Origin of the sequence: Hyphomicrobium sp., assembly GCF_051860585.1 — a bacterium.
In the GTDB taxonomy this organism is placed as follows: Bacteria; Pseudomonadota; Alphaproteobacteria; order Rhizobiales; family Hyphomicrobiaceae; genus Hyphomicrobium_C.
Map to the genome: position 1 here is coordinate 369,697 of NZ_JBHYDS010000002.1, position 23,271 is coordinate 392,967.

The following is a 23,271-nucleotide window of genomic DNA, read 5'->3' on the forward strand; positions in this document are numbered from 1 at the left end:
CGGCGGATTAGGGTGCCGACTTGCCCTCGACGATCTTCTTCAACGTCGCCAGGCCCTTTTCGAACTGATCGCCGACCATCTTGTCGGAATTCATGAGCAGGCAAATCGCCTTGACGAAAAATCCCGGCGACTCGCCGGTCATCGCCCAGGTCACGATGGTGCGCGGCCCGTCCGGCTTGAACGTGAATTCGGTTTTGCTGGTGGCTGCAAACGGCTTCTCGAAATCGAGGCGCATGCCGATGTGCTCGTCAGGCCGGCTTTCGGTGATCGTCATCGTGCCCTTGCCGACTTCGTTGTTGCCGTCCCAGTGAAAGACGGCGCCTTCACCGGAGGCGGGACCTTCGAAAGTCGCCTTGGCGTTGGGATCGAGCTTGGCCCAGGGCGACCAGGCCTGCCAGTTGTGAAAATCGTTGACCTCGGCGAACGCGGCGGCCGGCGGCGCCACGAAGATCGCGCTGCGCTCGATGCGCGAGGTCGAAGGCTGCATGGCCACGTAGCCGCAAAACACAGCCACGATCGCAACGACGACGAGCAGGATACGTTTCAGCATTCTCGAAGCTCCTTCACTGCGCCTTACGCCGCGCGCCGCCGGACACGGGAGTTGCGACGCGCGGCCGTTGGCATATCACTCACTGCCGCGGCGCGCCACCGCCCCTCTCGCGCCAAACGCTTGACAGGAGCGCCCGGCAACGCTTGCCTGCGCGGAACGCCGGGACACCCCCGCCCAAAAAATATTGGAAAGAACCGCACATGCGCACGCTTCGAACGCTCCTCCCCACCACCCTGATCGCCCTCGCGCTGGCATCGCCCGCGTGCGCCGCCGAGCCACCTTACGTGGGAACGTGGGCCTCCGATCTCGCGCAATGCAAGGTCGAGCAGGATCGTCAGGAAGCCCCTCTCGTCATGACCGAGAAGGGCTACGACCAGCACGAAACCCATTGCCGGTTCAAATCCGCCGACGAGGCGGACAATCAATGGAAGGTCAAGGCCGACTGCACCGTCGAGGGCAGCGATACGCCGTACGACTTCACGCTGACGGTGTCGGGCGACACGCTGACGATGGGCGACGAGCACGGCTCGAACGATCTGCTCCGCTGCAAATAACACGATCCGCTCCGCTGCTAATAACAGGCGCAGATCGCCCCTCCGCACCGCTTCGCTTGAGTGTCGCGTGAAAATTGCGCGACGGAAAACGCATGAGCTGCCGTTTCTCTCATCACGATAGCGCGCCGGGCCCCCACCGGAGCCGGCCTCAGGGCCCGCGCTGATCGAGCAAGGGAGACTGACAGATGACACGTAAAGGTAAGTACGTTCTCGCCGGTGTCGCGGCAGCCTGCGTCGGCCTCGTCGCCGCGGGCGCGATGGCCCAGCGCGGCCATTGGGATGGCCACAAGGGCCGCCACGGCGGCGGTGGCTATGGCGCCGGGATCATGGGCCTCGGCTTCGGCGGACCGTCGGGCAAGATTTGCCGCGGAAAATCGGCGGAAGTGACCGACATCATGCTCGTGCGCCTTGAGCATCGCGTCGACATAACCGACGCGCAGAAGGCGGCTTTCGAGGAGTTCAAGACGGCCACCCGCACCGCGGCCGAGAAGCTGCGCGAAGGCTGCCCGAAGAAGCCCGACACCACCGCGAACGAAGACGACAAGGCAGCAGCACCCAAGGTGACGCCGCTCGACCGCCTGGCGCAGACCCAGGTCGGCCTTGAGGCGTCCCTCGAAGCGCTGAAGACCTATCGCCCGGCCGCGGAGAAGTTTTACGCCGCCCTGTCCGACGAGCAGAAGGCCAAGCTCACCGACCGTCGCGGTGGCGGCAAGCGCCACTGGAAGCGCGACGGCGCCCCGCATGACCGCGGCGACCGCGACGGCCCGGACCGTGACGACAGCCCCACTCCCTCAACTCCCAACGACAAGGGCTGATCTTGAAGCGAGGGGCAGCGCGACTTCAGCCGGCTGCCCCTTTCCATCACCAACACCCGCCAGTAGCAACGAAACCCGGTCAGGCGGGGCATGTATCCCCCCCCCCACATGCCCCGTCAGGCGCAGAGCGGCCCCGCTCTGCGCCGTTTTCTTTCGCGCTGATCCCCATTCCCCGCCTTGATCTGCCGCCCTTCATGGACCATCGTAATAGATCTGGTCCCGGACACAGTTGAGGTGCACATGCTTCGGCGCGGCGCGCTCGTTCTATTTCTGATTGTAGGCGTTGGAATCGCAGCCATTTTGGCTGCCGGGTCCTTCGGCATTACGTGGCCGTGGCAGCAGCAGACGGCCGTAGCGCCGGCGGATCCGGGATCCAAGGAGAACCCGAGCCCCGCGGCCACGGCGTCACAAAGCCGTGAAGTCGCGCCGACCGAGCACGAGGCCGCCAAGGCCATCGAGGAAACAACCGCCGCACTGAGCCCGGAAAAACCGGGTGAAGCGCCGAAGCAAGGCAGCGTCGCCCTCGACATTTCCCGCGTTTCGCCGGACGGACCGTCCGTGTTCGCGGGCCGTGCCGAGCCGGACTCGTATGTGACCGTGCTTGAGAATGGCAAGCCGGCCGGCACCGTGAAAGCGGACGCGAACGGCGACTGGAGCCTTTCGACCGAGCACCGTTTCGCGACCACGGATCCGAAGCTCACGTTCGAGGCATCCGCGACACCGCCCGCGCCGCCCGCAGCCGAAACGCCCAAGGTCGCGGAGAAGCCCGCCGAACCCGCCCAGCGTTCTGCCTCCGTGGTCGCCAACGACGTCATGAAGAAATTCGAGGATCTGGTCGCCAAGGCCCGCGAAGACGCCAAGAAGGAGCAGGACGCAAAGGCCCAAAGCGAAGCGAACTCCAAAGGCGAAGCGAAGCCCCAGAACGAAGCTAAAGTCGAGCCGAAGCCGGACACGCAAGAGCTCGCTGTCGCGCCCGACGCGCAACCCGCGCCGGTGGCCAAACCAGAGCAGCCTGCGCAGCATGACGAAAGCGCAAGCAGTGCCGCCAACCGGGCCACCGCGAACGCCGGCAGTTCGGCCGGAGCGTCTTCATCCGCGACGACGAACACGCACGAAAACGGGTCTGCGCCGGAAAAGCCGGTTACGACCGCCGAGGCCCCCATCGCACCCGGATCGCAGCCTGGAAAAACCGAAGCGATCCCGGTCCCGATCATGTTCGTCTACAACGAAGCGACCCTCACTCCGGAGGGACAACACGCCGCCAGCTTGCTGCTCGAGTATCTGACGCTGAAGCGTCTCTCGGCGGTCGAACTCACCGGCCACGCTGACGAGCGCGGCACATCCGAATACAACATGGACCTCTCGCGCGACCGCCTCGCGACCGTATCCGATCTGCTGAAGAACGGCGGCTACTCAGGTGAGTTGAAGCTGACGCCGAAAGGCAAGTCCGAACCCTTCATGGGCGTGGACCGTCACCATTATTCAGGCGAAGCGCTATTCCAGCTCGATCGCCGGGTTGAACTGCGCGTGGCGCGCTGACCGCACTGGCCGCATCAAAAAAGGTACTGGCCTCATCAAAAAAAAAAAGACCCCGGGGCGCGAGCCAGCCGGGGCCAAGGTCGTGGGGGAGGAGGAAACTAAAAAAACGAGCGAGGCGCTTACTGGCAGGTCTGGAGCAATTCCCAGACGCGCTTGCAACGGCCGGCGGCATCACAGACATTCTTCGGCGTCTTCACGTAGGAGCAGTGATAGGCGCCCGAAAATCCCTGGTAGCCGTTCATCGGCTTGTCGAAGCGATAGGTTTCCTGAAAATATTCCTTGCCGCCGCCGCCGGCGAAAGCGCCGGACGCCGATGCGAAAGCGGCAGTGGCTGCAAGCGCGGCGAAAGCGGTGGTGCGCAGGATCGAGCGGGTCATGGGTGCCTCCATTTGAAGGCCCTCGGGTTGGGCCTCGTGTGATTTGATTTCGCGATCCTAGGCGGCCTCGCGCGTCCTCGCTGTTCCCGCGGTAACACCCGCAACGTGGAACGCACGACAGTGGATCACACGACAGGAGTGACGATCATGCCGCCCGAAAAAGCATCCCCTTCCGATGCAACTCTGCAACCCGGCCTCGTCGGCCGCGCAACGGCGAACGTAACCGGCGCTCTCACCGCGCCCGCGCTCGGCAGCGGTTCGATTGCCGTCTATGCGACGCCCGCGATGATCGCGCTGATGGAGCAAGCGGCCGTCGCATGCGCGGACTGTCATTTGAAACCCGGCGAAGCAACCGTCGGCGTTGCCCTCGATGTCAAACACACCGCCGCCACCCCTCCCGGTCTCGATGTCTCGGCCGAGGCGACGCTGACCGCGGTCGACGGGCGCAAGCTGAGTTTCTCTATCGTGGCCCGCGATGCGGCGGGGCCGATCGGCGAAGCCACCCACACCCGGCTCGTCGTCGACATTGGCCGTTTCGAAGCCAGGCTCGCGGGCAGGCGTCCACCCGGCTGACACGGCAGTGCGCTCCCTGAGGAATATCGCAGGATAACGGGCAGAGGCCTCCCCGGCGCCGGATTTTGTTGCTAAAACCGGGCGAGGAATCGGGAGGAAAACGAATGCGTAGCTCGCTGTCTGCTCTGCTCGTGCTGATTGCCGGTGTCACTGCTGCTCATGCCGGCGACGCCGGAACGAAGGCCGCACCGGCAGCCGCCACTGAGACATCCGCCCTCCCCACGCCTCCTCCGCCGAAAACGGCCTGTGCAAATCCCGATGCGCTCGGCGTCTCGCGCACCGTCGAGATCGATACCAAGGGCGGCCCGGGCTTCGGCTTCGAGCACTACAAGGCTTACGATTTTCTGCAGGACAAGGAAGTCGTGCTGACCTTCGATGACGGCCCGCAGGTGAGAACCACCAAGGCCATTCTCGACGCACTCGACGAACAGTGCACCAAGGCGATCTTCTTCAGCCTGGGCAAGATGGCGCTAGGCCTTCCCGAAATCATCCGCGATGTCGCCCATCGCGGCCATACCGTCGGCACCCACACCTGGTCGCACCAGGACCTGCGCAAGAAGACGGATCAGGAAGCGAAAGACGAAATCGAAAAGGGCATCAGCGGCGTGCGCCGCGCGGTCGGCGGACCGATCTCGCCGTTCTTCCGCTATCCCTACCTGAGGGATTCCGCCGCCACGCTCGCGCATCTCCAGAGCCGCAACATCGCGATGTTCTCGACCGACGTCGACAGCTTCGATTTCAAGCGCCAGTCGTCCGAGCAGCTCGTCAAGTCGACCATGGCCCGGCTCGACAAGAAGGGCAAAGGCGTGCTGCTGATGCACGACATCCAGCCTCACACGGCAGCGGCCATGCCGGCCCTCTTGGCGGCGCTCAAGGCTGGCGGCTACAAGGTCGTTCAAATGAAGGCCAAGGACGAGCAAAAGACGCTGGCCGAATACGATGCGATGATCGAGAAGGACGTGAAGGGTCTTCCCGCAGCCGGGAGCGAACGCCCCCTGTCGAGCGTTGTGAAGACGGTGCCGTCACCGTGACGGCCCCCAAGGCCTGATTTCGACAGGATTCGCGGCTTTAAGGCGGGCGCCCGCAAAATGGACCCGCCGGCTTGTCGTCGTCGTCGGTATGCTCCCTAAAAACGCCATGCCTTGGCGTAAGAGAGTTTTGATGAGCATGAGACAAAGATCACGCGGCCGGAGCTTGGGAATGGGCCTGAGCCTGGCGCTGGCCCTCGCCCTGGTGCCGGCGGCTGCCGTCGCCCAGACGTGTTCCGTGGAAAGCTTCGGTGAAGCGGTCGACACATCGGCGGCGGAGCTCCGCAAGTTCAGCGCCGAGACGCAACCGCAACTCAAGCAGAAGTTGCAGGCCCTACGATCCCACAAGCAGTGGGACGAATCCGATTTCGAAACGCGGGGCCTCGCCCTCGTCCACGACAAGAAGCTCGATGCCTTCGATGCCCAGGCGGGCGAGCTTCTGAGCAAGATCGACACCCTCGGCAGCCCGGAGCCGGCCGACCCCAGCGCCAACCTGAGCTGCGCCAACCTTTCGGAGCTGAAAGCCGCCTCGAGCGAGCTGATGTCCGTCATGCGCGCGAAGTCGGCGTATCTCATTTCCAAGATCGATCGCGAAATCACCTCGACTCCGGCCGGGAAGCCGACCGAGGTCGCCAAAGTCGAGACGACCACGCCGCCCGCCGAGCCGGCCCCGCCGCGCTCGTATTCGTCTCCGGCCGGCGAGTCGATGGTGCCGCCGAACGAAGACGCGCTGTCTCCGCTTCGCCGGGCGGACCCGCAGAAGAAGACCGAACCGCCGAAGAAGGCCGACGCGCCGGCGTCGACGCCAATTCCTCCGGAGGCCGCCGCTCCGGCGCCAACCCCTTCAGCTCCAACCGCTTCCGCGCAGAAGACCGAAAAGCCTTCGCCCCCAGCGGAACCGAAGTCTCCGGCGGCGTCAGCCTTGGCCGAACCCCTCCGCCCGGAAACCGCGAACCCGCCTGCCCGCGCCGCCGAAACGCCGCCACACGAGCACGTTCCCCCGGCGGCTCCGAAAGCGAAGGACGACGAGCGCGAGACGACATCGAGCTGGAGCACGACCACCGCCCAGGCTGTCATTCCGCCGCCCCCCCTTCCCCATCAGTCGCAGCCGAGCGGTCCGCCGAATTACAATGCGCCGCCGCCCGGCGCCCCTTACTCGCTGCCCCCTAGCAGCGAACCGGGAGAATTGGACCCGAACGGCGAAGCCTTCGACGCCGAGGGCGGCGGCTATTCGATCGACGAAATCCGCGAAGCCACGCGCGGCTTCTTCGGCACCGTTTCGACGTCGTTGGCGAGCGTCATCGAGCACGCGTTCCAGAAGGGCGGACGCCCGACGGCGTACGTGCTCGGCAACGAGGGCGGTGGCGCGTTCCTGGCCGGCTTGCGTTATGGCGAGGGTACGCTCTACGTACGCTCAGGCGGCAGCCAGAAGGTGTACTGGCATGGTCCCTCGATCGGCTACGACATGGGGGCCGAGGGCTCGCGCACGCTGTTCCTGATCTACGGTCTCGACGATCCCGCAAACCTGTTCCGCCGCTATACGGGCGTCGACGGCTCGGCCTATCTCGTCGGCGGCGTCGGCATGACGCTGCTCAAGGGCGGACCGGTGACGATGGCGCCCATTCGCTCCGGCATCGGCCTGCGCCTTGGCGCCAGCATCGGCTACGTGCGGTTCTCGCAGAAGCCGACCTGGAACCCGTTCTAGCTTCGGCGCATCGCACGGCCTAAGGGCCCGGCCTTAGAACCCGTAGCCGTACGAATAGCTGTTGTACAATCCGCGCGGTTGATAGCGGCGCTGTGCTTGGTAGTAGCCCCGCTGGCGGCCGCCGTACGCATAGCCCGGGGGTGGAGCGTAGGCATTGTAGCCGCGCGGCGCGTAGGCGCTCGGCGGCAGATAGCGCTGCGCCGTCCCGCGCCGGATGCGTCCATAGCGGTCGCTCGACGCCACCTGCTCGGACGAATGATCCGGACGGCCGTGCACGACGATTTGCGTCCGCTCCTTGCCATGGCTGCCGACCAGCTTGAAAAGCGTGGCCGCGTTCTTCGGCGCGAGCCTGACGCAACCGTGCGACGCCGGACGCCCGAGCGAGCGGGTCGCATACGTCGCGTGGATCGCCACGCCCTGGTGGAAGAAAACGGCATGCGGCATGGGCGCGTTGTCGTACTGGCGCGAGTACCACATCTTCGACATCCACGTCGGCTTGAAGGTGCCGGTGGGCGTCCGATAGCCATAGGCCGCCGTTGACACGACCCACGAATAGCGCTGCTCGCCGTGTTCGGACACGGTCATCGACTGGCGCCCGAGATCGATGTCGATCGTCAGCGTGGGCTCAGGCGGAGGCTCGGCTGCGGCAACCGGCGGTTCGATGGCTGGAGCCGGCGGCGCCCCCGTAGCAGGCGCAGCGTCGGCTGAATTCGAAGGGGCGGCCGCAGGCGCGGCAACAGGTGCAGCGGCGGCAGTGCCCGCCGGTGCGCCGGCCTTTGTGTCCGCCGCGGCCTTTGCCGGCGCCACGGATGGCGCTTCGGCCGCGGGTGAAACGGTGAGTTCCGGCAACGCGGCTTCAGGTGCGGGTTGCGCCGCCTTGTTGATGATCGTCACGGTCGGCGGAGCGCTGTCGCCCGCCGTTTGCGCCAGGGACGGCATCAACGGCACGCTCACGAACAAAAGAGCGCCCACTACCCCAAGGAACCTCATCGCAACTCTCCAACGCAACTCAACGACGCGGGCCGGATCCGAACTCTCCAAGCCCATAGCGTAAAACAGAACTTTGGCATTCGCGGGTCACACCGCAAAGCACGCTTAACGACCGATCGAGATCACCGTCCGCCCTGCGCCGTGCGCGCGCACGAGCGAGAAGAACTGCGCGGCATGGCTTGGCGCGAGACGGACGCAACCGTGCGACGCGGGACTGCCGAGCCGGCTCACTTCGGCTGTGGAATGGATGGCGTAGCCGCCGCTGTAGAACACGGCGTAGTGCATCGGCGCGTTGCTGTACTTCGTCGAATACCAGCGCCGCTCGAGACGTCGCGGGCGGAACGTGCCGGATGGCGTGGCGTACTTGCCGCGCCCGGTGGACACGGGCCAGCTCGCATAGAGCGCGCCATGAACGTAGACGTTCATGGTCTGCGTGCTTTTGCTGATACGGGCTTGAACGCTTGCGGACGCACCGGCGGGCGCGAGCATCGACGCGACTGCAAGCGCAATCGCGAACCACAGGGGGCGCATGTCTCTTCTTACTCCGTACAAACAAAGAGGTGCCGCAGGCGGCGCCAACGGCCAGCTAAGCGCAATTCTGTTAGAATATCGTTGCCCTAACGAGCGTTAAGACTCCCTAGGGGAGCAAAAGCTGCGCGAATGGTGAACGATCCGTCCGCGGCTTTAGCGGCTCGCCTTCACGCGATCGAGCGCCGCGAGCGCTGCCAGCCGCGCCTCGGCATGATCGACGATCGGTCCGGGATAGGTGGTGCCGAGCCGCACTCCGGCCGCCGTCAGAACCGCCGCCGATACCTCCCACGGCGCATGGATCGCATCGTTGTCGAGGGAGGCGATCTCAGGCACCCAGCGCCGCACGTACGCGCCGGCGGGGTCGAACGTCCTGCCCTGCGTTACGGGGTTGAAGATGCGAAAATAGGGGGCCGCGTCCGCACCGGACCCGGCGACCCACTGCCAGCTCGCCGCATTGTTGGCGAGGTCGGCGTCGACAAGCGTATCCCAGAACCACGCTTCGCCGGCCTGCCAGGGCAGCAGCAGATCCTTGATCAGGAACGACGCCACGATCATGCGGACACGATTGTGCATCCACCCGGTCGCCCACAATTCCCGCATGCCCGCATCCACGATCGGATATCCCGTCAGACCGCGCTGCCAGGCCTGGAGCCCCGCCGCATCCCGGCGCCAGGGAAACGCCGCGAACTCACTGCGGAACGGCTGATCGGGAAGCGTCGGGACGTGATGCAGGAGATGCGCCGAGAACTCCCGCCACGCCAGCTCCCTGTGGAATGTCTCCCGCCCGGTGTCGCTACCGTGTCCCTGGTGTGCGCTCGCGGTTTCCGCGGCGCTCCAGCATTGCCGCGGGCTGATCTCACCGAATGCGAGATGCGGGGAAAGCCGCGACGTCCCAGCCCGATCCGGCCGGTTGCGCATCTCTTTGTAGTCCGCCAGCGCTTCGTCGAGGAAACGCGTCAGAGAATCCTGCGCACCCTGTTCGCCTGGATTCCATGCTTCGCGCAGCCCTGCGGCCCAATCGGGTTTCTTCGGCAACAGCCCCCAGGACGTAAGCGAGTCCGATTTCGGCGCCTTCTTCGGCGAGAGAAGCTTGGTCGGAACTGGAAGCACGCGACCGATCTCGCCACGCTGCGAAAGCGCACGCCAAAACGGCGTGTAGACTTTGAACGGTCCGCCGGCCTGCGTCGTGAGCTGATCCGGATCGTGCAGCAGCGTGCCGCCGAAGCGCTTGAACGCGATGCCGTCCTCTGAGAGCGCGTGCCGCACATCATGTTCCAGCCGCGACGCCCACGGCTCGAAGCTGCGCGAGGCATAGACGTCCTTTGCGCCCGTCTCTGCGGCCAGCGCGATCAGAGTGTTCGCCGTGTCGCCGCGCCGCAAGACCAGGCGCCCACCCTTGCCCGCGATGCTGCGACCCAGCGCGTCGAGGCTGCCGTGCAGCCACCAGCGCGACGCACCGCCCGCACGCCACGTCCCGGCAGCCGCCTCGTCGAGTATAAAACAGGGAACGATTGCGCGGCCCTGCGCGACGGCCGCGCAAAGCGCGGGGTGATCCGCAAGCCGGAGGTCGCGGCGAAACCAAACGATGATGGGAGTGTCGGACAAGTGCGGTGGCTCGCGGGACGCAAGGGCAGTGTCAGGATCCGGAACGCCGGACGAGCGCATCCGGATCACTGATGCGGTGAGCTGCTAGTTGAACAGCAGGTCGAAGATCGTCTTCGACTTCTTCTTCTTGACCTGGATTTTCTTCGTCGGGCCCTGCTCGAAGGAGCCGCCGAACGGCGAATCCCACGGAGCCCACGCTGGACCAGCCTGAGACGTGTTGGTGTAGCGCCGGTCGCCCATGCCGGAGCCCGCAATCTCCGGCCGCCCGACCCGCAGCTCGAACTCGTCCGTGACGCCGTCGGCCGTGGCAACGGTCACCTTGTTCCCATCCCAGGTCCACGTCGCAACCTTCTCGCCCTGCCGATGCGGTTCGATGGCGATCACGACGCCCATATCGACGTCGACCACCGCGACCAACTCGAGATCTTCCTCTCCGCTTTTGGTCGCAAGCGTGCCGGCCTGGAAACGCAGCAGCCCGATCCCGCGGTAGGGCATTTCCTTCAGCTCCCACGCAAGCAGCTTCGGCTGTCCTTTGCCGAGCATTTCGAGCGGAATGGAAACCCGCGGATACTGATCGTTGACCGCGACGTAGCGCTCGCCTTTCTCCACCACCTGCCAGGCATCGACGCCGGCGCCGGCCAGCACGACGTCCTGCGCATGCGCGGCGACGCCACCGAGCCGTTGCAGCGATTCCGCGGCATCCCGGTAACCCGGCTGCAGTTCGAGCGCGCGCCTGAGATCGGCAAGGGCCGGCTCACGCTGCCCCTGCGCCTCTTCGATCTCGGCCTTGACCCAGTAGATCTCGGGCGACGTGGGATTGAGCTTTTGCGCCACGTCGATGTCGCGCAACGCGACGTCGATCTGGTCGCTCTGCTTGTAGGCATAGGCGCGATAGGCGAACGCAAGGCCGGAACGCGGCTCCAGGTCGATGGCCTTGTTCAAATCGCTGAACGCCTGATCGTTAGCCGCAACCAGCGCATAGGCGAAGCCCCGCTCCGCGAACGCGAGCGCGCTCTTCGGATCGACTTCGGTCGCCTTCGTGAAATCCTTGATGGCCGACTCGGTCTTGCGCATCGCCAGGTAGGCCTTGCCGCGCAGCACGTAGCTGTCGGCTTGATTGACGTCGAAGGCGATGGCGCGCGAGAGATCCTCGATGGCCTCGTCGTAGTGCTCGACGTCGAGCTTCGCTTCCGCACGGTTGCGATACCCCGCCGCAAAGCGCGCGTCCGCTTTCACGGCGCGCGTGAAATCGCGGATCGCGGCATGCGGACGATGCAAGGTCAGGTGCGCAAGCCCGCGCCCGCTCAGCGGCGCCGGGCTCGACGGCATCAACTGGATGGCCTTGGTATAATCGGCGATGGCGTCGTCGATCTGCGCGAGCCGCACATATGCGCCGGCCCGGTTGTTGTAGGCAGCCGCGTAGCCGGGCGCGAGCACGATCGAGCGGTCGAAATCCTTCACGGCCTCCTTGGCGAGGCCGAGCGAAAGCAGCAGATTGCCGCGATTGTTGTAGACGGCGGCGAATTCGGGAAAGAGCTGCGCCGCCAGATTGAAATCCTCGAACGCCTGGCGCGTGTGTCCGAGCTTGATGTTGGCCACGCCGCGATCGTTGAGGATCGCCGCCCTCCGGTCGTTGGGAAGCGAGGTGTCCTTCAGCGCTTCGGTATAATTCAGCGCCGCCAATTCGACTTCGCCGCGCACCAGCGCGCTCGCCGCGGCCTCGGCCGGGCGGGGCGTCGCCTCGGGCGCCGCACGCAAATTGCCCGACACGGCAACAGTGAGCGCCACGGAAAGCAAAGCACGAACGAGGGGCTGCCGACGGATCATCGATCCTCTGGGGTGATTCCGGAAATCCGGGCCATGGTAGACTGGCCGCACACGCGAATCTTGTCCCGAATCCGGCTTATCGGTCAATAATCGGCGATTGTGGCTGAGGCACGATAAATCGAGGCGCGCCGGGCCGCGAACGGGATCGAGCGTTTCGCTCGGAATGGAAGACGGAGACCGCCGATGAACCTGTGGCTGCGCCTGTTCTGGCTGCTGATCACGGCGCCATTCCGCCCGAAGCTCGTCCTCCCCGAACAGACGTCCGTGCTCACCTTCCGCGTTTTTCCCCACGATCTCGATCCCAGCCTGCACATGAACAATGGCCGCTATCTGGCCATCATGGACCTCGGCCGCATCGACCTCCTGATCCGCAGCGGCATCGGCCGCGCCGTCTGGCGCAACAAATGGACGCCGGTCGCCAACGCCGCCATCGTCCGCTTTCGCCGCGAGCTTCGCCTTTTCGATCGCTACCGATTGGAAACGCGCACGCTGGCTTGGTTCGAGAGCGCCGTCATCATCGAGCAGACCTTCGTCTTCGCCGGCGGAGAACGCGACGGCCAGATCGCGGCGCGCGCGATTTTCAAGGGCGCCATCTACGATCGCTCGGCGCGCCGCTACGTTTCCGTCACGGATTTGATGGACACCATCGGCGTCGCCCAGGCCAGTCCAGCCCCGACGGCGGAAGTCGAAGCCTTCCTCGCCGCCGACCGCGCCATGCGCGACACCGGCCGCACCGACCTGAACGCATAGCCCGCTCAACGTGCCCCACAGCCGGTGCTCGCTTGCCTACTTGCGTGGGTGCCGACCTTCGTCGGCATGACGGTGTGTGGGGACTGCCCCCGCAAATCCGACGTCATCCCAGCGTCATGGCGGAGCCAGGCTCCGCATGGACGGCCGGGACCCACGCAAGCTTCAGCAAACGAACGGATGTTGGGAGCGACGCCCATCAAACGGACTGCATTCCATCCAGTAGCCGAGCGAACACCGCAGGCAAACGCTCCGGCAGATCCTCTGAGATAAGTCCAGGCCCGAACGCATTGGCGCATTCCCCATGCAGCCAGACCGCCGCCGAAGCCGCATCGAACGGCTTCATGCGCTGCGCCATCAGGCCGGCGATGATGCCCGCGAGTACGTCGCCCGAACCGGCCGTTGCCAGCCACGGCGGCGCGTTGGCATTGATGGAGGCACGCCCGCCCGGCTCGGCAATTACGGTGTCCGCGCCCTTGAGCACGACCACGGCACCACTCTCCGCTGCACCCTGCCGCGCCCGCACAAGGCGCGTCCCGGCCGCCGCCCCGAACAGCCGCGCATACTCGCCGTCGTGCGGTGTCAGCACGACCGGGTGATGCCTTGCGGCAATCGCCGCCCGCAACCGGATCAAGTCGCCGGAGAAGGAAGTCAGCGCATCCGCGTCGAGCACGACTGCCGCTTCGGACCGCAGCGCCGCTTCGACGAGCCGGCACGTCGCCTCACCCACTCCAAGTCCCGGCCCGAGCAGCACGGCGTTCTTGCGCACGTCCGACAGAAGCTCGCTCAAGCCTTCCGCCGCCTCGAAGGGACGCAGCATGATGCTCGTCAGATGGTGCGCGTTGACGCCGACCGCATCGAGTGGACTGGCGACCGTGACAAGCCCGGCGCCTGCGCGCAGCGCCGCGCGCGCGCCGAGCCGTGCGGCCCCCGTCGCATGCGCTGGCCCCGACACGGCCACGGCATGCCCGCGCGAATACTTGTGTCCTTCGCTGGCTGGCTGCGGAAACGAAGCGCTCCAAAGCGCCGGGCCGTTGGCAAAGGTTTGGGGCCGGATTTCGCTAAGCACGCGATCGGGAATGCCGATGTCGGCCACGCGCAAGACCCCGCACAGCTCACGCCCCGGCAGCAGCAGGTGCCCCGGCTTCGGCCTGAAAAACGTCACCGTCTCCGTGGCACGCAGCACCGGCCCGATGGGAATCCCCGTCTCGCCATCGAGCCCACTCGGCACATCGACCGCGAGCACCGGCGTGCCGTGTTCGGCCACCGCCGCGATGACCTCGGCCGCCGCGCCGTCGATCGGACGCGACAGGCCCGCCCCGAACAGCGCATCGATCACGAGATGCAGGCTGTCGAGCTGAAACGGATCGAGCGGCCGCACCGGGCCGTCGAAGCGCCGCGCCATCTCGCGTGCATCGCCCATCAGCGCCGCCCGGTCACCGAGCAGATAGAGGCGCACGTCGTAGCTGGCGCGCTTGAGGTGACGCGCCGCCACGAATCCGTCACCGCCGTTGTTGCCGGAACCGCACAACACCGCGACACGCGATCCGGGTGGGACGAGGCGCCGCGCCGCATCCGCTACGGCAAGCCCGGCCTGCTCCATCAGGCTGAGGCTCGACATCCCGTGCGCGACCGCGAGCCGATCGGCCCGGCTCATCTCCTGAGGCGTCAAAAGCTCGGGCCCGCCCCGCCACGCGTTCGTCTCGATCCCCAAGTTTCCGCTCCCATTTTTTGTCCGCGTCGCGACCGTAGATGCGTTACATCAGATTGGCCACGTCCAGCTCCCCAGCGATTTCAGGACATCGCGGCTGCACAAAATTAAAGCACAACGATTAGTTTTTGGGCTATTTCAGGCGCACTCGCTGCCTAGACAAAAGGCACGAACAGCGTAAAGCACTGAGGATTAACGTCTTAATTTATCACCAACGAGTTGGCATATCCCGTGCTACCCGATCGCCGGTCCGGCGCATCTGGTTTTGCGCGGGTCGATCGGAGGACAAGGGCGCATGAAGAAAATCGAGGCCATTATTAAGCCCTTCAAGCTCGACGAGGTGAAGGAAGCCCTGCAGGAGATCGGGCTCCAGGGCATCACAGTGATCGAGGCGAAGGGTTTCGGACGCCAGAAGGGCCACACGGAGCTGTATCGCGGCGCGGAGTATGTCGTCGACTTTCTGCCGAAGGTGAAAATCGAGGTGGTGCTGGGCGACGAGATGCTTGAAAAAGCCGTCGAGGCCATTCAAAAGGCCGCCAAGACGGGACGCATCGGCGACGGCAAGATTTTTATTTCCACGATCGAGGAAGCGATCCGCATCCGCACGGGCGAGACCGGAGCGGAAGCAATCTGATCGCGCCTCGTCTCTCGCTACCAAAAATATCAAATGGCCAAAACTTGAATGGGGAGTGTTTATGAAAACGGTCAGTGACGTCCTGAAGTTGATCAAGGACAAGGACGTGAAGTTCGTCGATCTTCGCTTCACGGATACCAAAGGCAAGATGCAGCACGTCACCGCCGACGTGAGCTGCGTCGACGAGGCCATGTTCGAAGGCTACGCTTTCGACGGCTCGTCCATCGCCGGCTGGAAGGGCATCGAGTCCTCCGACATGTTCTTGAAGCCGGACCCCGCGTCCGCGCATGTCGATCCGTTCTTCGCGCAGACCACCGTCGCGATTTTCTGCGACGTCATCGAGCCGCTGACCGGCCAGCCTTATGAGCGCGACCCGCGCGGCATCGCCAAGAAGGCCGAGGCCTACATGATGTCGCTCGGCATCGGCGACAAAATCTACTTCGGCCCTGAAGCCGAGTTCTTCATTTTCGACGACGTCAAGTTCTCGACCGACGCCTACAACGTCGGCTTCAAGGTCGACAGCTCGGAGCTGCCTACCAACTCGGCCACCGAGTATGAGATGGGCAACCTGGGCCACCGCCCGCGCACCAAGGGCGGCTACTTCCCGGTTCCCCCGATCGACAGCTGCCAGGACATCCGTTCCGAGATGCTGTCGGTGCTCACCGAGATGGGCGTCGCTGTCGAGAAGCACCATCACGAAGTCGCCTCCGCCCAGCACGAGCTCGGCGTGAAGTTCGGCCCCATGATCACCATGGCCGACCACATGCAGATCTATAAATACGTGGTCCACCAGGTCTCGCAGGCCTACGGCAAGACGGCGACCTTCATGCCGAAGCCGGTCTTCGGCGACAACGGTTCGGGCATGCACGTCCACCAGTCGATCTGGAAGGGCAGCGAGCCGATGTTCGCAGGCAACAAGTACGCCGACCTTTCGGATATGTGCCTGTTCTACATCGGCGGCATCCTCAAGCACGCGAAGGCCATCAACGCCTTCACGAACCCGCTGACGAACTCCTACAAGCGCCTGGTTCCCGGCTACGAGGCCCCCGTGCTGCTCGCCTACTCGGCGCGCAACCGCTCGGCGTCGTGCCGCATCCCGGTCGTCACCAGCCCGAAGGCCAAGCGCATCGAGATCCGCTTCCCGGATCCCGGCGCGAACCCCTACCTCGCCTTCGCAGCGATGCTGATGGCCGGCCTCGACGGCATCCAGAACAAGATCCATCCGGGCGACCCGATGGACAAGAACCTGTACGACCTGCCGCCGGCCGAACTGTCGAAGATCCCGACTGTCGCGGGCAGCCTGCGCGAAGCGCTGGCCGCACTCGACAAGGACCGCGCCTTCCTCAAGGCAGGCGGCGTCATGACCGACGACATGATCGATGCCTACATCGAGCTGCGCATGACCGAGAACATGCGCTACGAGATGACCCCGCATCCGGTCGAGTACGACATGTACTACTCGGTTTAAGGCCTTTATCGCTTCGGGCCTCATCGGCCCGGAGCCTCTGATTTCGCGTGGGGGACTGCCCGGACCATGATCCTTGGATCATCGGTCCGAACAAAGAGGCCCGGCAGCAATGCCGGGCCTTTTTCTTTGCGGAGATGCCACGCGGGTTGCGCGCGCTCTAATAGAAAACCAGGATGCCGACGAGGATGCCGGCGATCGCCACCCGGTAGAAGCTGCGTTCGTAGCGAAACAGCCAGTCGACGAACCGGCGCGGCAGCTCCGACCACGATACCCGCGCGAGCGCCGAAAGCACGAGCCCAAGCACGAGACCGACCATCAGCGAGCCGAGGTGAATGCCCGAGGTCTCGCCGGTCAGTTCGCGGCCGAGCAACGAATCGAGCGAGAGGTCCGGCCCCTGCCCCGATCCGACCACGGTCAGCACGCCCGCCGCCAGAAAGCCGAACGCCAAGAGAGACAGAAACCCAATTGCCGACCGCATGTGCGCCTCGCAACGCTTGGCTGCGCTTGGACGCATTTCATGCGCCCACTGAATGATGCTCTGCCGGACCGAGCGAGCGGACCGGCGTCATCCCTCGATCCTAGCGCTGCGCCGTCAACGGACGGTTAACTATGCAGGAGACCGGGTCGAGAGGTCTGCCGCGGCAGACGAAGCAGTTCGCGCTCGCTGGATTCCGAATACGGACGAGTATATACCTACGTAATACGCTTAACCGGCTAAACTTCTAGCAGCGGAGCTCTCTCGATGTGGAAATGGACGATGGCGGCAGTTCTCACGGTAGCTCTGCCCTATACAACAGCAGCCCAGGACGTCGAAGGGGGCGCATCGGTTTTCAAGAAATGCGCGGCGTGCCATCAGGTTGGCGCGAATGCAAAGAACGCCCTTGGGCCCGAACTCACATGCGTGATCGGCCGCAAGGTCGCATCCGTTGACGGTTTCGCCTATTCCGAAGGTCTGAAACACGCCAGCTTCACGACCTGGGACGACGAACATTTCCTGCAATGGATCGAGAACAACAAAAAGCTGGTGCCTGGGACGAAGATGATCTTCCCGGCGGGCGTCAAGGACGAGACCGACCGCGCCAACCTGCTCGCCTACATCAAATCCCAGTGCGCGAAGTAAGAATCTGAGACGCGTCTTCGGCGCGTCTGTCGTTGCGCCGCCACGATTCAATGCGAGCGAGGTGTTGTCATGCGCCTCGCCCTTTTCCTCATCGTTGCAGCTTTGGCATCAGCCGGTCCGGCGCGAGCCCGCGCGCCATACGGCTGGCTGCCCGCGAGCACACAGGCCGCGGCCTCATTGGCCGCGCGCATCGCCCCACCCGCCGGGTTTGAACGCGTGGCAGCCCCCGAGGGTAGCTTCGCCGCCTGGCTACGTGGACTTCCGATGCGGGCCGAAGGCGCGCCGGTCCTGACCTACACCGGCAAGCCCAAATGGCGCCAGGACGTCCACGTGGCCGTCGTCGACATCGACGTCGGCAAACGCGACCTCCAGCAATGCGCCGACGCCGTCATGCGCCTGCGCGGAGAATGGCTGTACAGCCAGAGCCGCGACAAGGAGATCGCCTTCAACGACACGGACGGAAAGCGCCGCCGCTTCTCGGCCACCAAGGGCCGCGACCACGCCAGCTTCCGCAAATACATGGATCTCGTGTTCGCCTACGCCGGAACGTACTCGCTCGAGCGCGAGCTGAAGCCGGTCGCCCCCCAGTCGATCGCCCAAGGCGACCTCTTCATCAAGGGCGGCTTCCCAGGCCACGCGGTGCTCGTAGCCGATATGGCGGAAAACAAGACGACGGGCGAAAAGCGCGTCCTGCTGCTGCAGAGCTACATGCCCGCGCAGGACATGCACGTCTTGAAAAACCCGGACGCATCTGACGGCTCGCCGTGGTACGCGACGCCGTCGGGCGACCAGTTCGTGACGCCGGAATGGGTGTTCAAGAGCACCCAGCTTCGCCGTTGGCCCTGACCTAAGCCAACCCATCAGTAAGCCAACCCATCAGTATGAACCGGCCAGCTTGAATCAACGCGTCAGCGCGAGAGACGAAGCGTCAGCGCGAGAGACGAAGCGTCAGCGCGAGAGACGAAGCGTCAGCGCGAGAGACGCCGGCGCGTCAGCGCGAGAGACGAATCACGGCCGAGCCCTTGGTGCTGCTCAAGCGCACGACTTGGCTGCGACCGCTGACGGCGATCGAGATCTTCCCGGAGGCGTCGAAATCTGGATTGTAGAACGTTCCGCGGTAGCTGTTTCCCGACCCGCGCACGAACGCTGTCTGGGACACCGTGCCCGACGATGTTGCGCATGTCGCACTCACATCATAGGCGGACTTTCCACTCGGACTGAACGTAGCGCGGCAATGGGCTTGCTCGGATGATCCAGAATTGAATCGCACCGTGCCGCCGCCTTTCCACGATCCTGCAAGATCGGCAGCGCTGGCAGCCGTCGTCGCGGCGGCCAGGCTCAGAGCGAGGCAAGTGCACCACACGGCTTTCTGCATCAAATTCCCCTTTCGGTTCTGCTGCCGGCTTCGACCGAACGGGGTCCCGGCGATTTCCAGCATGTTAACTCCGAAATGAGTCGCTTGGACCTCGCGGAGTTCAATTATTTTTTATTCATGTGCGCAACTGCCGCTGCCACCGCGTGCGGAAAAACATCGGCCAACGCGGCCATATCGAGGTCGCTGCCACAAGAAATCCGAATGCAGCGGTCGAGCGGCGCGACGCCCGGTTTACGGGCAAACACGTCGCGCGCCAGAAGTTCGTTTAGGAGCGCGGCGGCAAACGTGCCGTCCGAACAACAATCTATCGTGACGAAATTCGCGGCCGACGGCAGCGGCCGCAACCCACTCGCTATTGCGATGCGCGCGATAGCTTCGCGCGACGCCGCAATTCGGTGGACGGCTTCACGCAGATAGGTCTGATCGAACAGCGCTTCAAGCGCCCCCACCTGTCCGACGCGATTGATACCGTAATGATTCCGCACTTTTTCGAACTGCGCGATCAGGTCTTCGTTACCGATCGCATACCCGATGCGCGCGCCCGCCATCCCATACGCCTTGGAGAACGTTCTGAGGCGCAGGACTTGCGCGTTGGCGACATCGATCGCCGGAGCGGCGCCGGCCGGCGCGGTATCGCAATAGGCCTCGTCGAGCAGCAGCAGCACGCCGTCGGGCAGCGCCGCGATCAGGCGGTCGAGCGCGTCCGCGTCCCACCATGACCCCATCGGGTTGTCCGGATTGGACACGTACAGCACACCCGCCCGCCGCTCGAGAACGGTGGCCAGCAGCGCATCGAGATCCTCACGGTCGTCGCGGTACGGCACCTTGACGAGCTCCGCACCCTGGGACGCCACATGAAAGTTGAATGTGGGATAGGCGCCGTTCGACGTGACGACCACCGATCCCGGTTCGGCCGCGATCTTGATGGCGAGCCCGAGCAGACCGTCGATGCCTTCGCCGACCACCACGTTGTCTGGCGACACCCCGTGATGGCGTGCGATCGCCTCGCGCAGGTCGTGGCTCTCGGGGTCCGAATATTTCCAGTTCTCCGCCGCGGCTTCGGCCATCGCGCGCACCGCCCGCGGGCTTGGCCCGAACACACTCTCGTTGGCGCCGAGCCGGAGTTTGAACGGCTTGCCCCGCGCGCGCTCCTGTGCTTCCGGCCCGACAAACGGCACGAGCTTGGGCAGGTCTCGAACGATGCGCGTCAGAGGCGGACGTTTCATGCAGGTCCCGATTGGGTTAGATCAAACCAAGCTTGATGAGCGCCTGACGCATCTCTGGCGGGATCGACGCGGCACTGTCTCCGCGCGCACCCGCGCCAAGGTCGGCCGGCACGTCGTCGCCCGCGAGATAACGCCAGCCCTGAAAGGCCCGGCGCGGCACTGGACGCACGGGCACGAGCTTGCGATCGAGCACGATATGGCAGCACGGCGAGCCGTCGTCCTTCAAACCGTCTTCGAAGGCCACGAGGCGCTGGCGCACCTGGATGACGCCCTTGATCACCCAGTAGAGCGAGCCGCCCTCGAGCAACTCCGCCTGCCGCTTCGGCGTCTGCAGCGTCGCATGGAAGATGCGCGGGGCCTCGCCGCGCGCCTTCTGTTCCTTGGCGCGGTCGTCCTGCCAAGCCGCCAGCTCCTCGATCGATGCAACGCCGACGCAAAGCTTGACGATGTTGAGGCTCATGGGGATGGCATCCGGATGTGCGGCCCGTGAAAGCCGGCGGTCTAGCGCGCCGAGCGCCGTCGCGCACGCGCGCGGCTCATTGAGCTGTGCAGAACCCCGTGTACTGGCTGAACACCGGCTGACCCAGCAGACCGAAATGGCGCGAGTGGACGGCCGGGTACTTCCCGTTCGAAGAGTCCTTGTCGTACACGGTCGTGAGGTTCAGGAACCCTTCGTTGACCGCTTCGAGGAAATGGTTGGCGTTGATGGCCCGCACGACGCTGAGCTTGGCGCCGGTTCCCTCCGCGTTCGCGTTCAGCGTCGCGGATTGGCCGTCGAGGTCGATCTTGTCGATGGTGAAGGAGAGCGCTGTCGGCGTCTTGGATTTGAAGTCGCCCGCTTCGTAGCTCCACGACGTGCCGGAGGTGAAGGAGCAACTGAGGCTCTTGGGCAGCCCTTCCTCGGCGCTTGCCCCCGTGGCAAATGCGCACCCAAGAACCGCAAAACCTCCGGCCAGCACCCGCGCGCGCCCACTCCCGAACATCCGACCGAACCTCATGATAACCCCACTTTGGCGGGCCCGGAGGGCCCTGAATGCGAGACCCGGAGGGCCCTGAAAACGAGGCCTGGAAGGCCCCGACAGACGAGGCGTAGCCCGGCCGGCGGACCGGGGTCAATAAGCCTTCCTCACGCCGCGATTTTGGAGGAAATTATGCGAGTCGCCGCGGCGGGGCGCCAAGCGCTCCACGCTATCATCGGTGCGGAATGATCTCGACGGCCAAATTGCCAAGTTTCGTGGCGCTCGCCACGCTCAGCCTATCGGCGTGCGCCTCCCAGAGCGGAGATCTCGCCGGGGGACCGATTGTGCCGTCGGCTACGCCGGTCGTTGAAACAGCTTCGACGTCGGTTCAAGTCGCCGAAACCGTCTCGCGCCTGCCGTCGGGCTATCAGCTGACGAAGGAAGAGCAGGAACTCCCCTGCAAGAAACTGACCGGCCGCATGGCGGTCCGCATCGTCCAGATCCGCGATTATCAGACCCGCACCCAGACGTCGCAACTGGCCCGCTCGCTGCAAACCGCGACCAAGCCGCTGTACGGCGGTTCCGGCGAAGGGTCCGACCCGGACGGCCGCCATGCGCGCGACATCGCCATCCTGCACGCCTACAATCAACGGCTGGCGGAAAAGCAATGCCCCGACTTCGATCTCGACAAGGAGCTGGCGCCGGGCGCAACCGAATTGCCGCGCACGCGTCCGGTGAAGAAATCCTGACGACAACGACGCGGTAAACAACGGCTAAGGCGCGGGGAACAGGTCGTCCATGCGCCCCAGCGCGCGATAGGCAAAAAGCCCGATCCATTCGTTGACCGCCGCATCGACGCGCATCAGCCCCTGCGAGATGCGTTCGAAAACACGTGTGACGTCTTCCGGCCCGCGCGTTCGATAGTCGACCGGATACGCGATCACATCGAAGCCGGCCTTCCTGAACAGCCCCATCGAGCGCGGAATGTGGAATGCGCTTGTGACGATGTACCAGCGCTCGCCCGGCTGCGGCTTCACGAGTTCGCGCGTGAGCACGGCATTTTCGTACGTATTGCGGGATTGGTTTTCCAGCACCAGCCGCTCGCGCGCGATGCCGGCCTCGACGAGGAACTCCGCCACTGGCCCGGACGCTTCCGACCGGCCGGTGATGAACCCGCCGGCGCCGCCCGTGAACACCACCTTGGCGTTCGGATGACGCAGCGCCAAACGCAAGCCTTCCGTGACGCGCTCGGCGGATTCGTTGAGGCCGAGACCGCCGCGCCCGGCCGACACCCATCCGTCTTCGAAACCGCCGAGAAGAATGATGCCGTCGACCCGATCGGTCGCCAACGGCGGCGCGACGCTCGCGAACCGCTGTTCGAGCGGCAGGATGAGTACATTCCCGATCGGTGAGAACCCGGCGATCAGAATGCCGGCCGCGCTGGCCCACGCGAGCCCCGCGCCCTTACCGCGCCGGATCCTCCACAGCCCCCAGAGGATGCCGAGGATCAAGAGGGAAGAGGGCGCGGCGAGCAGGCCGAGCAGCTTGGAAATCGCGAAAGGCATCGATGCTCCCGTCAGCCGCGCCTGCGTTCATGACCCGCGGCTGGCTCAGGGGCAGTCGATCTTGACCATGTTGGATTTGTCCGCGTAGCCCTCGAGCGACCCCTTGCGGATGGCGCACCAGAAACCACGCGGCGTGCAGAACATCTTGCGCTTCTCGAGGATGTCGCCCCGCTTGGCGACGCCGATCACGTCCGCCGAGCTGTAGGGCCGCGCGCGGAGGTTGAGGCTGGGGACCGTCACCTTGAAGCAGCCGTACTTGCTGGCGGCCTGGGCGGGCGCCGGAAGAGCGGCGAACAGGGCGAGGGCGGACGCTGCATAAACGAATGTGGCTTTCGAAGACATGGGGTCTTATTCCTACGTTGAACCTTGAAC

The 23,271-nt window shown here is 64.9% G+C and carries 26 protein-coding genes; 12 read left to right on the plus strand and 14 right to left on the minus strand.

Going from position 1 to position 23,271, the window contains the following annotated elements; translation table 11 throughout:
• Nucleotides 1-7: 7 nt before the first annotated feature.
• Nucleotides 8-550, minus strand: coding sequence for an SRPBCC family protein (locus ACTIFK_RS04585; protein ID WP_439541865.1), 543 nt, complete (start codon nt 548-550; stop codon nt 8-10).
• A 200-nt stretch (nt 551-750) separates the two neighbouring features.
• Here ACTIFK_RS04585 and ACTIFK_RS04590 point away from each other — a divergent pair, with 200 nt between their 5' ends.
• From ACTIFK_RS04590 to ACTIFK_RS04600, 3 genes are all read left to right on the plus strand, one after another.
• The gene (locus tag ACTIFK_RS04590; protein WP_439541866.1) at nt 751-1,104 is read left to right on the plus strand and encodes a hypothetical protein; all 354 of its coding nucleotides are present in this window, start codon (nt 751-753) and stop codon (nt 1,102-1,104) included.
• A gap of 185 nt (nt 1,105-1,289) precedes the next feature.
• Nucleotides 1,290-1,919 (plus strand): Spy/CpxP family protein refolding chaperone, encoded by a 630-nt coding sequence (locus ACTIFK_RS04595; protein ID WP_439541867.1) that lies wholly within the window; start codon nt 1,290-1,292, stop codon nt 1,917-1,919.
• A 240-nt stretch (nt 1,920-2,159) separates the two neighbouring features.
• Complete coding sequence (locus ACTIFK_RS04600; protein WP_439541868.1) at nt 2,160-3,458, plus strand: OmpA family protein; 1,299 nt, start codon at nt 2,160-2,162, stop codon at nt 3,456-3,458.
• Nucleotides 3,459-3,577: 119 nt separating this feature from the next.
• Here ACTIFK_RS04600 and ACTIFK_RS04605 read toward each other — a convergent pair whose 3' ends face one another.
• A complete protein-coding gene (locus ACTIFK_RS04605; RefSeq protein WP_439541869.1) occupies nt 3,578-3,835 on the minus strand; it encodes a hypothetical protein in 258 nt (85 codons plus the stop codon).
• 147 nt (nt 3,836-3,982) lie between these two features.
• Between ACTIFK_RS04605 and ACTIFK_RS04610 the strand changes: the two genes are divergently transcribed.
• From ACTIFK_RS04610 to ACTIFK_RS04620, 3 genes are all read left to right on the plus strand, one after another.
• Nucleotides 3,983-4,408 carry a thioesterase family protein gene (locus ACTIFK_RS04610; RefSeq protein ID WP_439542074.1) on the plus strand — a complete coding sequence of 142 codons (426 nt, stop codon included), beginning with the start codon at nt 3,983-3,985 and terminating at the stop codon, nt 4,406-4,408.
• Nucleotides 4,409-4,512: 104 nt separating this feature from the next.
• Entirely contained in the window at nt 4,513-5,439 is a 927-nt protein-coding gene (locus ACTIFK_RS04615) for a polysaccharide deacetylase family protein (RefSeq protein WP_439541870.1), read from the plus strand.
• A 169-nt stretch (nt 5,440-5,608) separates the two neighbouring features.
• Nucleotides 5,609-7,141: an EipA family protein gene (locus tag ACTIFK_RS04620; RefSeq protein ID WP_439541871.1), complete on the plus strand. Its 1,533-nt coding sequence runs from the start codon at nt 5,609-5,611 to the stop codon at nt 7,139-7,141.
• A gap of 33 nt (nt 7,142-7,174) precedes the next feature.
• On the opposite strand, the gene ACTIFK_RS04625 is transcribed toward ACTIFK_RS04620, so the two are convergent.
• The 4 genes from ACTIFK_RS04625 to ACTIFK_RS04640 form a co-directional block, all read right to left on the minus strand.
• Entirely contained in the window at nt 7,175-8,131 is a 957-nt protein-coding gene (locus ACTIFK_RS04625; RefSeq protein ID WP_439541872.1) for a L,D-transpeptidase, read from the minus strand.
• 105 nt (nt 8,132-8,236) lie between these two features.
• A complete protein-coding gene (locus tag ACTIFK_RS04630) occupies nt 8,237-8,662 on the minus strand; it encodes a L,D-transpeptidase (protein WP_439541873.1) in 426 nt (141 codons plus the stop codon).
• Nucleotides 8,663-8,815: 153 nt separating this feature from the next.
• Nucleotides 8,816-10,267 (minus strand): cryptochrome/photolyase family protein, encoded by a 1,452-nt coding sequence (locus ACTIFK_RS04635; protein WP_439541874.1) that lies wholly within the window; start codon nt 10,265-10,267, stop codon nt 8,816-8,818.
• An 84-nt stretch (nt 10,268-10,351) separates the two neighbouring features.
• On the minus strand, nt 10,352-12,094 hold the full coding sequence (locus tag ACTIFK_RS04640) for a tetratricopeptide repeat protein (protein WP_439541875.1): 1,743 nt from the start codon (nt 12,092-12,094) through the stop codon (nt 10,352-10,354).
• 183 nt (nt 12,095-12,277) lie between these two features.
• Between ACTIFK_RS04640 and ACTIFK_RS04645 the strand changes: the two genes are divergently transcribed.
• On the plus strand, nt 12,278-12,844 hold the full coding sequence (locus ACTIFK_RS04645) for a thioesterase family protein (protein ID WP_439541876.1): 567 nt from the start codon (nt 12,278-12,280) through the stop codon (nt 12,842-12,844).
• A gap of 196 nt (nt 12,845-13,040) precedes the next feature.
• Here the strand turns inward: ACTIFK_RS04645 and ACTIFK_RS04650 are convergent, their stop codons facing one another.
• Nucleotides 13,041-14,555, minus strand: a complete 1,515-nt coding sequence (locus ACTIFK_RS04650) for an NAD(P)H-hydrate dehydratase (protein ID WP_439541877.1) — start codon at nt 14,553-14,555, stop codon at nt 13,041-13,043.
• Between the two features lie 292 nt (nt 14,556-14,847).
• Here ACTIFK_RS04650 and ACTIFK_RS04655 point away from each other — a divergent pair, with 292 nt between their 5' ends.
• Together ACTIFK_RS04655 and glnA are read left to right on the plus strand one after the other, a co-directional pair.
• Nucleotides 14,848-15,186 carry a P-II family nitrogen regulator gene (locus tag ACTIFK_RS04655; protein WP_291150496.1) on the plus strand — a complete coding sequence of 113 codons (339 nt, stop codon included), beginning with the start codon at nt 14,848-14,850 and terminating at the stop codon, nt 15,184-15,186.
• A 61-nt stretch (nt 15,187-15,247) separates the two neighbouring features.
• On the plus strand, nt 15,248-16,654 hold the full coding sequence (glnA, locus tag ACTIFK_RS04660; RefSeq protein ID WP_439541878.1) for a type I glutamate--ammonia ligase: 1,407 nt from the start codon (nt 15,248-15,250) through the stop codon (nt 16,652-16,654).
• Nucleotides 16,655-16,811: 157 nt separating this feature from the next.
• Here the strand turns inward: glnA and ACTIFK_RS04665 are convergent, their stop codons facing one another.
• Nucleotides 16,812-17,132 (minus strand): hypothetical protein, encoded by a 321-nt coding sequence (locus ACTIFK_RS04665; RefSeq protein WP_439541879.1) that lies wholly within the window; start codon nt 17,130-17,132, stop codon nt 16,812-16,814.
• 279 nt (nt 17,133-17,411) lie between these two features.
• On the opposite strand from ACTIFK_RS04665, the gene ACTIFK_RS04670 reads away from it, so the two are divergent.
• Nucleotides 17,412-17,774 carry a c-type cytochrome gene (locus ACTIFK_RS04670; RefSeq protein ID WP_439541880.1) on the plus strand — a complete coding sequence of 121 codons (363 nt, stop codon included), beginning with the start codon at nt 17,412-17,414 and terminating at the stop codon, nt 17,772-17,774.
• Between the two features lie 69 nt (nt 17,775-17,843).
• Nucleotides 17,844-18,620 (plus strand): DUF4846 domain-containing protein, encoded by a 777-nt coding sequence (locus ACTIFK_RS04675; RefSeq protein WP_439541881.1) that lies wholly within the window; start codon nt 17,844-17,846, stop codon nt 18,618-18,620.
• 145 nt (nt 18,621-18,765) lie between these two features.
• On the opposite strand, the gene ACTIFK_RS04680 is transcribed toward ACTIFK_RS04675, so the two are convergent.
• The 4 genes from ACTIFK_RS04680 to ACTIFK_RS04695 form a co-directional block, all read right to left on the minus strand.
• Nucleotides 18,766-19,212 carry a hypothetical protein gene (locus ACTIFK_RS04680; protein WP_439541882.1) on the minus strand — a complete coding sequence of 149 codons (447 nt, stop codon included), beginning with the start codon at nt 19,210-19,212 and terminating at the stop codon, nt 18,766-18,768.
• Between the two features lie 41 nt (nt 19,213-19,253).
• Nucleotides 19,254-20,375: a pyridoxal phosphate-dependent aminotransferase gene (locus tag ACTIFK_RS04685; protein ID WP_439541883.1), complete on the minus strand. Its 1,122-nt coding sequence runs from the start codon at nt 20,373-20,375 to the stop codon at nt 19,254-19,256.
• Nucleotides 20,376-20,391: 16 nt separating this feature from the next.
• Entirely contained in the window at nt 20,392-20,835 is a 444-nt protein-coding gene (locus ACTIFK_RS04690) for a DUF1489 family protein (RefSeq protein ID WP_439541884.1), read from the minus strand.
• Nucleotides 20,836-20,911: 76 nt separating this feature from the next.
• Nucleotides 20,912-21,373 (minus strand): hypothetical protein, encoded by a 462-nt coding sequence (locus tag ACTIFK_RS04695; RefSeq protein WP_439541885.1) that lies wholly within the window; start codon nt 21,371-21,373, stop codon nt 20,912-20,914.
• A gap of 206 nt (nt 21,374-21,579) precedes the next feature.
• On the opposite strand from ACTIFK_RS04695, the gene ACTIFK_RS04700 reads away from it, so the two are divergent.
• Complete coding sequence (locus ACTIFK_RS04700; RefSeq protein ID WP_439541886.1) at nt 21,580-22,083, plus strand: hypothetical protein; 504 nt, start codon at nt 21,580-21,582, stop codon at nt 22,081-22,083.
• A 24-nt stretch (nt 22,084-22,107) separates the two neighbouring features.
• On the opposite strand, the gene ACTIFK_RS04705 is transcribed toward ACTIFK_RS04700, so the two are convergent.
• Nucleotides 22,108-22,899, minus strand: coding sequence for a YdcF family protein (locus tag ACTIFK_RS04705; protein WP_439541887.1), 792 nt, complete (start codon nt 22,897-22,899; stop codon nt 22,108-22,110).
• Nucleotides 22,900-22,944: 45 nt separating this feature from the next.
• Nucleotides 22,945-23,241, minus strand: coding sequence for a hypothetical protein (locus ACTIFK_RS04710; protein ID WP_439541888.1), 297 nt, complete (start codon nt 23,239-23,241; stop codon nt 22,945-22,947).
• Between the last annotated feature and the right edge of the window lie 30 nt (nt 23,242-23,271).

Coding starts and splice junctions, on each gene's coding strand:
- ACTIFK_RS04680 (WP_439541882.1), bottom strand. CDS start 19,212: ATGCTGGAAATCGCCGGGACCCCGTTCGGTCGAAGCCGGCAGCAGAAC.
- ACTIFK_RS04640 (WP_439541875.1), bottom strand. CDS start 12,094: ATGATCCGTCGGCAGCCCCTCGTTCGTGCTTTGCTTTCCGTGGCGCTC.
- ACTIFK_RS04685 (WP_439541883.1), bottom strand. CDS start 20,375: ATGAAACGTCCGCCTCTGACGCGCATCGTTCGAGACCTGCCCAAGCTC.
- ACTIFK_RS04605 (WP_439541869.1), bottom strand. CDS start 3,835: ATGACCCGCTCGATCCTGCGCACCACCGCTTTCGCCGCGCTTGCAGCC.
- ACTIFK_RS04590 (WP_439541866.1), top strand. CDS start 751: ATGCGCACGCTTCGAACGCTCCTCCCCACCACCCTGATCGCCCTCGCG.
- ACTIFK_RS04710 (WP_439541888.1), bottom strand. CDS start 23,241: ATGTCTTCGAAAGCCACATTCGTTTATGCAGCGTCCGCCCTCGCCCTG.
- ACTIFK_RS04695 (WP_439541885.1), bottom strand. CDS start 21,373: ATGAGGTTCGGTCGGATGTTCGGGAGTGGGCGCGCGCGGGTGCTGGCC.
- ACTIFK_RS04675 (WP_439541881.1), top strand. CDS start 17,844: ATGCGCCTCGCCCTTTTCCTCATCGTTGCAGCTTTGGCATCAGCCGGT.
- ACTIFK_RS04625 (WP_439541872.1), bottom strand. CDS start 8,131: ATGAGGTTCCTTGGGGTAGTGGGCGCTCTTTTGTTCGTGAGCGTGCCG.
- ACTIFK_RS04630 (WP_439541873.1), bottom strand. CDS start 8,662: ATGCGCCCCCTGTGGTTCGCGATTGCGCTTGCAGTCGCGTCGATGCTC.
- ACTIFK_RS04690 (WP_439541884.1), bottom strand. CDS start 20,835: ATGAGCCTCAACATCGTCAAGCTTTGCGTCGGCGTTGCATCGATCGAG.
- ACTIFK_RS04705 (WP_439541887.1), bottom strand. CDS start 22,899: ATGCCTTTCGCGATTTCCAAGCTGCTCGGCCTGCTCGCCGCGCCCTCT.
- ACTIFK_RS04585 (WP_439541865.1), bottom strand. CDS start 550: ATGCTGAAACGTATCCTGCTCGTCGTCGTTGCGATCGTGGCTGTGTTT.
- ACTIFK_RS04600 (WP_439541868.1), top strand. CDS start 2,160: ATGCTTCGGCGCGGCGCGCTCGTTCTATTTCTGATTGTAGGCGTTGGA.
- ACTIFK_RS04595 (WP_439541867.1), top strand. CDS start 1,290: ATGACACGTAAAGGTAAGTACGTTCTCGCCGGTGTCGCGGCAGCCTGC.
- ACTIFK_RS04670 (WP_439541880.1), top strand. CDS start 17,412: ATGGCGGCAGTTCTCACGGTAGCTCTGCCCTATACAACAGCAGCCCAG.
- ACTIFK_RS04655 (WP_291150496.1), top strand. CDS start 14,848: ATGAAGAAAATCGAGGCCATTATTAAGCCCTTCAAGCTCGACGAGGTG.
- ACTIFK_RS04645 (WP_439541876.1), top strand. CDS start 12,278: ATGAACCTGTGGCTGCGCCTGTTCTGGCTGCTGATCACGGCGCCATTC.
- ACTIFK_RS04620 (WP_439541871.1), top strand. CDS start 5,609: ATGGGCCTGAGCCTGGCGCTGGCCCTCGCCCTGGTGCCGGCGGCTGCC.
- ACTIFK_RS04665 (WP_439541879.1), bottom strand. CDS start 17,132: ATGCGGTCGGCAATTGGGTTTCTGTCTCTCTTGGCGTTCGGCTTTCTG.
- glnA (WP_439541878.1), top strand. CDS start 15,248: ATGAAAACGGTCAGTGACGTCCTGAAGTTGATCAAGGACAAGGACGTG.
- ACTIFK_RS04615 (WP_439541870.1), top strand. CDS start 4,513: ATGCGTAGCTCGCTGTCTGCTCTGCTCGTGCTGATTGCCGGTGTCACT.
- ACTIFK_RS04610 (WP_439542074.1), top strand. CDS start 3,983: ATGCCGCCCGAAAAAGCATCCCCTTCCGATGCAACTCTGCAACCCGGC.
- ACTIFK_RS04700 (WP_439541886.1), top strand. CDS start 21,580: ATGATCTCGACGGCCAAATTGCCAAGTTTCGTGGCGCTCGCCACGCTC.